This window comes from Mycolicibacterium vaccae NBRC 14118 = CIP 105934, from assembly GCF_001552715.1.
Taxonomy (GTDB): domain Bacteria; phylum Actinomycetota; class Actinomycetes; order Mycobacteriales; family Mycobacteriaceae; genus Mycobacterium; species Mycobacterium vaccae.
In genome coordinates this window covers 1-9693 of sequence record NZ_BCRS01000208.1, presented here as the reverse complement: position 1 = coordinate 9693, position 9693 = coordinate 1, and the positions used below count along the sequence as shown (strand labels likewise).

General features: G+C 67.1%; 7 protein-coding genes and 1 pseudogene. 7 read left to right on the top strand and 1 reads right to left on the bottom strand.

Translation table 11 applies throughout. The annotated features are described in order from the left end of the window. The 7 genes from MVA01S_RS26855 to MVA01S_RS30620 form a co-directional block, all read left to right on the top strand. Positions 1–1540: PTS fructose transporter subunit IIC (locus MVA01S_RS26855; RefSeq protein ID WP_060941763.1), on the top strand; the 1540-nt coding region annotated here is incomplete at its 5' end. Positions 1541–1571: 31 nt separating this feature from the next. After that, entirely contained in the window at positions 1572–1829 is a 258-nt protein-coding gene (locus MVA01S_RS26850) for an HPr family phosphocarrier protein (RefSeq protein ID WP_003930734.1), read from the top strand. A gap of 248 nt (positions 1830–2077) precedes the next feature. Continuing rightward, a complete protein-coding gene (gene mycP / locus MVA01S_RS26845; protein WP_003930733.1) occupies positions 2078–3424 on the top strand; it encodes a type VII secretion-associated serine protease mycosin in 1347 nt (448 codons plus the stop codon). Further along, a complete protein-coding gene (gene eccE, locus MVA01S_RS26840) occupies positions 3421–4818 on the top strand; it encodes a type VII secretion protein EccE (protein ID WP_003930732.1) in 1398 nt (465 codons plus the stop codon). Before mycP ends, eccE begins: the two co-directional genes overlap by 4 nt. Before the next feature lie 22 nt (positions 4819–4840). Further along, positions 4841–6460, top strand: coding sequence for a PPE domain-containing protein (locus tag MVA01S_RS26835; RefSeq protein ID WP_003930731.1), 1620 nt, complete (start codon positions 4841–4843; stop codon positions 6458–6460). After that, a complete protein-coding gene (locus MVA01S_RS26830) occupies positions 6457–6795 on the top strand; it encodes a YbaB/EbfC family nucleoid-associated protein (RefSeq protein WP_003930730.1) in 339 nt (112 codons plus the stop codon). Before MVA01S_RS26835 ends, MVA01S_RS26830 begins: the two co-directional genes overlap by 4 nt. A gap of 713 nt (positions 6796–7508) precedes the next feature. Further along, the gene (locus MVA01S_RS30620) at positions 7509–8573 is read left to right on the top strand and encodes an ESX-1 system-associated protein (protein ID WP_237024311.1); all 1065 of its coding nucleotides are present in this window, start codon (positions 7509–7511) and stop codon (positions 8571–8573) included. 688 nt (positions 8574–9261) lie between these two features. Here MVA01S_RS30620 and MVA01S_RS32275 read toward each other — a convergent pair. Continuing rightward, positions 9262–9693, bottom strand: a pseudogene (locus MVA01S_RS32275) (hypothetical protein); the annotation flags it as partial.

The window sequence follows — 9693 nt, the reverse complement described above, 5'->3', positions numbered from 1 at the left end:
GGGGGCGGCTGGCACGACGGCTGCGGGTTCGGCGGCGGCTCCGGCGGGCACGCCGGCCGAGACGCGCCCCGCGAAGACCCTCGTCGCGATCACCGCATGCCCCACGGGCATCGCCCACACCTACATGGCCGCCGACGCGCTGGTCGCCGCGGCCAAGGAGGCCGGAGTGAACCTGGTCGTCGAGACCCAGGGCTCCTCGGGCAGCACTCCGCTGCCGTCCGAGACGATCGCCAAGGCGGACGCCGTCATCTTCGCCACCGACATCGGCGTCAAGGACCGAGGCCGCTTCGCCGGCAAGCCCGTCGTCACGTCCGGGGTCAAGCGGGCGATCAACGAGCCGGCCAAGATGATCGCCGAAGCCGTTGCCGCCTCGGACAATCCGAACGCTGCGCGGGTCGAGGGATCCGGCGCGACCGCGTCGGACGCACCGTCGGGAGACGTCGGCTGGGGCACCCGCACCCGGCAGATCCTGCTGACCGGCGTGAGCTACATGATCCCGTTCGTCGCCGCGGGTGGGCTGCTGATCGCACTGGGCTTCCTGTTCGCCGGGTACGAGATCTCCGACACCGGCAACGACATCGCGCTGAACTACTCGCTGACCAACCTGCCTCCGGGCGGCTTCCTCGAATACCTGGGTGCCATCCTCTTCGCGCTGGGCAGCCTGGCGTTCGGCTTCCTGGTCCCGGCGCTGGCCGGCTACATCTCCTTCGCGATCGCCGACCGGCCGGGCATCGCGCCGGGCTTCACCGCCGGCGCGCTCGCGGTGATGATCGGCGGCGGTTTCATCGGCGGCATCGTCGGCGGCGTGCTGGCCGGCTTCGCGGCCCTGTGGATCAGCAATCTCAAGGTGCCGCAATGGTTCCGGGGCCTGATGCCGGTGGTGATCGTCCCGCTCGGGGCGTCGCTGTTCGTCGGCCTGATCATGTTCTTCCTGGTCGGCCGCCCGCTCGCACTGATCAACACCGGCCTGACCGACTGGCTCAGCGGGATGTCCGGCACGTCGGCGGTGTTCCTCGGCATCATCCTCGGCCTGATGATGTGCTTCGACCTCGGCGGCCCGGTCAACAAGGCCGCCTACGCGTTCGCCACCGCCGGGCTCGCCGCCGACACCACCGCGTCGTTCGAGATCATGGCCGCGGTGATGGCCTCGGGCATGGTGCCTCCGCTGGCCCTGGCCTTGGCCACCACGGTCCGGCCCCGGCTGTTCAGCGAGCCGGAGCGGGAGAACGGCCGGGCCGCTTGGCTTCTCGGTGCGTCGTTCATCTCCGAGGGCGCCATCCCGTTCGCCGCGGCCGATCCGCTGCGGGTGATCCCGTCGATGATGTTCGGTGGCGCGATCACCGGCGGGTTGTGCATGGCCTTCGGCGCCACGTCCCGCGCCCCGCACGGCGGCATCTTCGTGCTGTTCGCCATCGACAACAAGCTCGGTTTCCTCATCGCACTCGTCGCGGGCACCATCGCCGCCGCACTGGCCGTCGTCGTGGCCAAACAGTTCATCAAGGCCGGCGACAAGGCCGAACCCGAGCTCGTCACCACCTGACCGTCCGTCACGTCACCACTAAGGAGAATCCATGCCCAGCAAGACCGTCATCGTCGGATCGTCCATCGGCCTGCACGCCCGGCCCGCCGCGATCATCGCCGAGGCCGCCGTCGAGTCCGGCGTCCCCGTCACGCTGTCAGTCGACGGCGGTGAACCCGTCGATGCCGGCTCCGCCCTGATGATCATGACCCTGGGCGCGGGCAACGGCGCCCAGGTCACCGTCCACTCCGACGACGAGGCCACGATGAACAAGATCGCCGAGCTGGTGCAGAAAGACCTCGACGCGTAGCCACCCCTCGCCGAAACCGCATTCCACGCGCAAAAAGGCGCTCGGAAGCCACCGCAGACGCAATCTCGGCGAGAGCAGCGCGAAAGAAAGCGGAATGACCCCTGTCCCGGCACGCTTAGCATTGCCGATGTGCATGCAACGCGTAGCCTGAGGCGGACGCTTCGGGCCGCGCGCCGGTGGTCGATGGGTTTGCTGCCCGGCCATCAGCACAGTGTGCTCGGGTCAGGTGTTTCGGGGGGTGACATCACGTGCGGCGTATTGGTGCGCTGATCGCCGCACTGTCGATGGTGCTGCTGACGGCACCGCCCGCAGGGGCCATCGAGCCGCCCATCATCGATCCGGCGGCCATTCCGCCCGATGAGACGGGTCCGGACCAGCCGATGGAGCAGCGGCGGATCTGCGCAGCTCCGACGGTGTTCCCCAACTCGAATTTCGCCGACCGCCCGTGGGCCAACGACTACCTGAGGCTCGCCGAGGCCCAGAAGTTCGCGACGGGCGCGGGGATCACCGTCGCGGTGATCGACACCGGCGTGAACGGCTCGGCGCGGGTGCCGGCCGAACCGGGCGGCGACTTCGTCGACCAGCGCGGTAACGGTATGTCGGATTGCGACGCCCACGGCACGCTCACCGCCGCCGTGATTGCCGGCCGGCCCGCCCCGACGGACGCGTTCATCGGCATGGCGCCCGATGCTCGGATCCTGTCGCTGCGCCAGACGTCGGACAGTTTCTCCCCGGTCGGTGCCCGCAACGACCCGAACGACCCGAACGCCACCCAGACCGCCGGTTCCCTGCGCAGCCTCGCCCGCTCCATCGTGCACGCGGCCAACCTGGGGGCGCAGGTCATCAACATCAGCGAGGCCGCCTGCTACAAGACGACCCGCCCGATCAACGAAGCCGTCGTCGGCGCCGCGATCAATTACGCCGTCAACGTCAAGGGCTCGGTGATCGTGGTGGCCGCCGGAAACACGGGCAACGACTGCTCGCAGAACCCGCCGCCCGACGCCGCCGCCCCCGCCGACCCTCGCGGATGGCAGCAGGTGCAGACCATCGTCTCGCCGGCTTGGTACTCGCCGCTGGTCCTCACGGTCGGCAGCATCGCGCCCAACGGACAGCCGAGCGGGTTCTCGATGCAGGGGCCCTGGGTCGGTGCCGCGGCCCCCGGTGAGAATCTCGTCGCGCTGGGCTACGACGGCAATCCGGTCAACGCGTTGCAGGGCGAGGACGGACCGATCCCGATCGCCGGCACGTCGTTCTCCGCGGCCTACGTCTCGGGCCTGGCCGCCCTGATCCGGCAACGCTTCCCCGAGTTGACGCCGGCTCAGGTCATCAACCGGATCACCGCCACCGCAAGGCATCCCGGCGGCGGGGTGAACAACGTGGTGGGTGCCGGGGTGATCGACCCGGTCGCCGCATTGACCTGGGACGTCCCGCCGGGGCCGGCCGAGATCCCGTACAACATCAAGGAAATCCCGCCGCCGGTGTACGTGCCTCCGCCCGACCGCACGCCGATCACCGCGGTGGTCGTGGTCAGCGGCGGCGTGGCGGCACTGCTCGGTGTCGGGGCGTTGGCACGACGCGCGCTGAGGCGCCGATGAAGAGGTTGGTGTCCATCTTCGGACTGCGCTTCACCACCGGCCACGCACTGTGGGCGGCGGCGCTGATCCCGGCGGTCCTGATGGTCTTCGCGCAGTTGGACCTGATGTGGCTGGGCATCACCCTGGCGGTGCTGATCGGTCTGGGATCGGTGGTGACGATCCGCGGCCGACGCCCCAGCGGCTGGGTCGCTGCGCTTTTCGCGTGGCGACGCCGACACAAGCAGCCCCCGCCGCGGCCGTCCGAACCGGCCGTGGGCGCCACGGTGCTGCCCGGTGACCATGTCGCGCTGCGCTGGCACGACGACTACGTGGTGTCGGTGATCGAACTCATTCCGCGACCGTTCACCCCGACGGTGATCGTCAACGGGGTCGCAGCCACCGACGACGTCGTCGACACCCGGCTCGTCGAAGACCTGCTGACCGCGTACTGCCCGGATCTGGAGGCCGACATCGTCTCGGCGGGCTACCGGGTGGGTAAGACCGCTCCGGCCGCGCTCGTCGCGCTCTACGAGCAGGTCGTCGGCCCGTACCCGGCGCCGGCGAACCGTCGGACCTGGATCGTGCTGCGCGCCGATCCGGACAAGACGCGTAAGTCTGCGCTGCGACGCGGCGACGGTGTCGCCGGGTTGGCGCAGTACCTGGTGTCCTCAACGACGCGGATCGCCGACCATCTGTCCGGCAAGGGCGTCGACGCCCGACCGGCCCGCAGCTTCGACGACTTCGACCGTGCGACAGAGATCAGCTTCGAACGCGAGACGTGGTCGATGGTCAAGGGCCGCAGCACCTTCACCGCCGCTTATCACGCGCCGGGCGGGCCGGATGTCTGGTGGTCCGCGCGCGCCGACCACACGCTCACCCGGGTACGGATCGCGCCGGGCTCGGCGCCGACGACCACGGTGTTGCTGACCACGCTCGCGAATCCCTCGACACCACGCGGATTTTCGTGCCTCTACGGTGGCCAGCGCGCCGCGCTGCTGGGCCAGAACCCGGTCAGCGACCGGCACTACGAGCTGCCCATCGGCTCCGCGGGGGTGCTGGTCGGGGAGACCGCGGACCGCTACCCGGTGTACATGCCGTTCGACGACGTCGACGTCAGCATCAACCTGGGTAACGCGCGGCTGTTCACCCAGTTCGTCGTGAGGTCGGCGGCAGCGGGCGCAGTCGTGACACTGCAGCCGCAGTTCGAGGAGTTCGCCGGGTTCGTCAATGCGCGGATCGGCCAAGTGGCGAAGGTGACGTGGCCGAATGCGACGACGTACCTGCGACCGCACTCGGGTGTCGGTCGGGTCATGTTGCGGGACAACTTCATCGCCACTCCGCGACACAAGCAGCTGCCGATCCGGCTGATCAATCCGCGTGAGGAAAGCCGCTACCAGATGGTGCTGGAGCCATGACCGCGCAGGGGGAGGACGCGTAATGGCGGACGAACTCAAGGTCGACCCCGACGATCTCGACGGCAAGGCGGAGCTGATCGAGGGGATTCCCTGGGGTGACGATCCCGCCGCGGTCGCGGTGGTAGACCCCGACAAGCTGACGCCGACAACCGCGTCGGTGCGGAACCTGGTCAAGAACGCCCAGGCGCTCGGCGCCGAACAAGAGTGGGGAAAGGGCGAAAGCCGGCGCCTCGCCGAAACCCTTCGCCTCGTCGGCCGGGCGTACCGGGCGGTTGACGAAGCGTCGGCGGGAAACATCGACAGCACGATTCCCGGGGGCACGTCGTCTCCGGCGTCGGCGCCGGTACCGGTGGGGGCCAACGCGACACCTGCACCGGCGCCTCCCCCGCCGATGCCCGGCTTCGAGAACGTCGCCGCCGACGGCGACATCCTGGACCCCATCGAAACGGACAACAAACTGACCGAAGGCGATCAGGCCGCGGCGCTGCGTGCCGCGGCGGCGCAGTGGAGCGGCAACGCCGCCCGGCTCGCCGAAGCCTCACTCCCGTTCGAGATCAAGATCCAGAACTGGGAAGGCGTCGCGGCTGAAGCGGCCTACGTGAAGTTCAAGTCGTTCGGAGGCTGGCTGCAGGCGTTGGCGGGCAAGTGGACCCAGTTGGCGGCAGAAGCCGAGAAACTCGCGGTTGCCCACGACCAGGCGAAGGCAGCCAACGCGCCGATCCGAGCCCAGTACGAAGCGCTGCAGTCGCAGTTGATGTCCACGCCGATGGACGGCGGCGCCCGACGGGCCGTGCAACTTCAGATGGAGCAGCTCTACCAGGAGTCCGAAGCGATTCGCGAGACCTACGCGAAAGCGGGTCAACCCACACCCGTGCAGCCGCCGCAACCGCGTCCCGACGCGGTAGCGCCTACCGCGCCGGTGACGCGCAACGGCGATCCCCGCCAGCGGGGGGTTCCGGCACAGTCCGAGGACGAGGCCCGCCGCGCGCCAGGGTCCGGCGCCGGGCAGACGCCAGGGTCGGGCGGCCAGCAGCCGGGAGAACAGCCGCCGCTGCCCCAGGAAGCGCCGGTGTCGCCGATGTCGGCAGCTGAGCAGGCAGCGCAGAGCGGACAACAGGCTGCGCCCCAAGAAGGTTCGCAAGGAGGATCGCCGGGCGGGTCTCAAGGTGGTGGCTCTCAAGGTGGCTCGCCAGGGGGCGGTTCACCTGCGGGCGGAATGCCGAACGCCGGCAAGGGTGATCCCAAGTTGCCGGGTGATCCGAGCCTGAGGCCGGCCGCGGCCGGCGGCGGCGGTGGCGGCTCCGGGGGCGGGGCCGGCGGTGGCGGAATCCCCGCTACGCCAATGCAACCGGCGGTTACAGCGGAGACAGTGGCGCCGACACCGATCGTCCCGGCCGCTGCGGCAGGGCCGGGCGTCGCCAGCGGTGCCGGCGGCGGTGCTGCCGGTGGGATGGGCGGCGGTGGGATGGCGCCGATGATGGGCGGTGCGCACGGCTCCGGAACCGGTGAGAAGAAGCGTAATCCGCAGCTGTCACCGGACGAGCCGCTCTACGTGGAGGACCGCCCGCACACCGAGCAGGTCATCGGGGTACGGCCGCGTCGCCGTGGTGGGGATGACACGAAGAAGGGGGACTCGCAGTGACCGACGACATGCATCCGGAAGTGGCTGCGGTACTTCGGCAAGCGCGGCGACTGCAGGCACTGATGGACGAGCAGCTGGACAAGATGGCGACGTCGTCGTTCACGGCCTCCGATGAGAACGACACGGTCGAAGTGACGCTCAACGGTCACCAGTGGCTCAAGGACGTCTACATCCAGGACGGCCTGCTGCGGCTGGGTGCCGAGGAGGTTGAGCACCGGGTCAACGAGGCTCTGCACAAGGCGAGCGCCGAAGCGTCAGCGGCGATCGATGCCGACCGCGAGCGGATCGACGCCGTGGTCGCCGAGATCACCGCCGAGATCCCAGATACGGAGTAGCGAATTGGGCAATAGTGCAATCGATCTCAGGGGCGACCGCGGGTTAGCCTCGAACGCTCCGGCGCACCTCAACCGCCGCCGGTGCCCGCCGCGATTCGGAGCGGTCCAGTGACTCGACCGCGGCGACATTTGTGCAGGGTCGAGGTGTCCGGCCCCTTCGCGCTGATCGGTAGCGTGCCTGTGCGCGTGGACAGACTTCCCGCAGCGGCCAGCTCTGGGTGGCGCATCGGCGCGTTCACTCGCAACAACAGAAGTGAGTCTGGAGGTGCATTGTTGGGAGCATTCGAGCGGGTTCTGCCACCCAGCCTGGTTGAAAAGCATCGACCTCGTGAAATTCTCGGATGCGAGTCGGTTCACGGGAAGTCGGACCGGGTAAAGGGCCGAAGGCCTCCCTGAAACATCACCGGCGATCGTTCTCCAGGAAAGATGCGGTTCTCGGGCTCGACCCGTCCACATGTGTGTCAGCGAATCGTGGAATTCACCTAGAAGCGGGTTCACGGCGCACCACGGCCGGAGTCAAAATCAGCGTCCATTAGATGGCCGTGTGTCTCGTACTCTGATTGGGACGACAGCTGATGATTCCACGGCGGGTCTTCGACCCAGAAGGGATTGGAGATGATCGGGCACGAATGGGAGTGGGTGGCGTGACTACGCCGCCTCCCAGGCAATGGCCGCCGCCCCAGCCGCCACAGGATCCTGTCCAAGGCTACGCTATGGGCGCTGCTCCGGAACCGCCAACCTGGAATCAACGGCCATTTAACGCCCAGAGAAATGGGAATGGCGGCAGATGGGCTTTGGCCACCCTCGCCGTGCTCGGCGTGGTCGTCGCCACGGTGGTAGCGACGACGCTGATCGTTCGGGACAGCTCGCCGTCGTCGGGCCCTACCTTGCCAGCCGTTCCGCCATCTGAAAGCTCGCCCAACTCTCTTGCCGTTGCAAGTGCGACAGATACCGGTCCAGTGCAGATCATCACAGCGGACCAAACATGCGCCGAATGGTCACCGATTTCCACAGGGATTGCACACGCAGCTAGCGCTGGCTGGGACAGGCGCGACCCCCTGATTCCCGCCCCTGAATGGGCTCCAGAACAACGTGATCAGTATGCGGCCTTCGAAGCAGCGACAAGAGATGCCGCTGATCGCACTGTGCCCCTTGCCAAAACAACTCCTCACCGCGTTATGCGGATTCTTTATGAGCAATTTATTGCCTATAGCCGAGCCTACGTAAGTCACCTGCCAAATTATGTCGGTGCGGATGATAGGCTTATTGTCGTCGCGATTGGATTCTCTTCTACTCTGAATGCCATTTGCGACTCGATAGCTTTCGGTTCAGCAGGCGCTCGTGCTTCACTCGTTCCGGCCGCCCCTGCGCCCCGGCAAATAGATCGTCAACTCGACCCGGAAAACGCTAAGCAGTTCCTATTATCGCCAAACACGTCTTGCCCCGAGTGGTTGGATGCCGCAAAGCGGTTCACCGACGACACCGCTTCATGGCGAACAGTCGATCCGAATATACCGTTCGCGGATCTGAGTCTGGAACAGCGGCTGGTAAATAATGCTGCGGCACCGATTATGGAGGAATTTGCAACTAAAGCGCAAATGATAGGCCGGCAGAGCGGGAATGCGGTTTGGGCAGACCTGGCCATTCTAAGCGCGCAGTACCGTCGCGGATACGTGAGCGCCCTACCTACCTACGCCCCTGCCGATAACGACCTTCAAGTTGTCGCTTCTTCGTTGACTGGGTCCATTAGCGAAGCGTGTCGAGTGGCTGGCAACTGAAGATGGGGATCCCGAAGGCCGACGGTGAGTTCATTGAGGAGATGACTGAGCCAGCCGGTTGGCCCGATATAGATGAAACCAGCTTAGTTGAACGTTCGGCCGAGTTTACAGAGGCAGTTACCACACTGATAACTGTTCTGGGAGTGTGGCAAACGCGGCACGCGGAGATCTCTGCAGGAGCCGTGTGGCAAGGTGGGGCTGCTGACGCGGCTTCTCTGGCTATTCAGGGACGAGTTGCGGCTATGGAATTAGTTCGCGATCATTTCGAGAAGACGATTTCCTGGTACACCTCTGTTGCGCGGGCCGTGGCGGATGCGAAATCGGTGATCAACGAGAACCTTCTCGCCGCCCAGGAGTACTTCGCGACTATCAGAAGAATGCCGCGACTAGGCGAGCTCGAGAAAAATACGCTAATTCAAAACTGGGTAGTTTCGCAAAATGCAGTGAACTCAAGCGTTGTCCTAAGCACCGTTGCGAACATCCCGACCTTTGGCGAATGGCAACCCGCCCGAGCGCCGCTCAGCACACCCGCCCCAGTTCCAGGGGCGACCGCTCCGCTAGCACCTAAGGGTGGGGTCGACTTTCTGGCCAGCCGGGGCCAGGCGCCGACAGTGCAGCGCTCAGTACCAAATCCTTCGACTGGAGCGGCAAAAATATCCGGCGATCAAAGGCCCCCTGAGACTCCGATTTATCGCGGCGCCACCACGCCTCCTTCGAAACCTGCGGCGCAGCCGACCGGCCTCGGCAGTCCCAGTTCACCCTCGAGCCCGTCCTCGCCCTCCAGCCCGCTAGGCACCTCAAGCCCCTCCAGCTCCCCTTCCGCATCGTCCACAGCCAGCCCGTCTTCCACCTCCGGCTCACCGACAACAGGCACCGCATCCCCCACGGGGGCAGCCGCCGGCCAGCCGGCCAGCGCAGCCGCCCCGGCCGAGGCCGCGAAAGCCTCAAGAGCCACACCGATGCAGTCGTTCACCAACCAGGCGCCCCCACTCGCCTCGTCCGCCCCCGCCCAGGCGCCGGCGCCAACGCCTCCACCCAGCAGCCAACCGCCCGCAGCCGCTTCACCTTCGAGCGGCGCGGCCGCTGGCGGCGCAGGCGTTTCCGGCGGTGGCTCCGCCGG

What these genes read in the sequence shown, in the direction of transcription:
- MVA01S_RS26835 (WP_003930731.1), top strand. Translation starts at nt 4,841, where the DNA reads ATGGCGGACGAACTCAAGGTCGACCCCGACGATCTCGACGGCAAGGCG.
- MVA01S_RS30620 (WP_237024311.1), top strand. Translation starts at nt 7,509, where the DNA reads ATGGGCGCTGCTCCGGAACCGCCAACCTGGAATCAACGGCCATTTAAC.
- MVA01S_RS26850 (WP_003930734.1), top strand. Translation starts at nt 1,572, where the DNA reads ATGCCCAGCAAGACCGTCATCGTCGGATCGTCCATCGGCCTGCACGCC.
- eccE (WP_003930732.1), top strand. Translation starts at nt 3,421, where the DNA reads ATGAAGAGGTTGGTGTCCATCTTCGGACTGCGCTTCACCACCGGCCAC.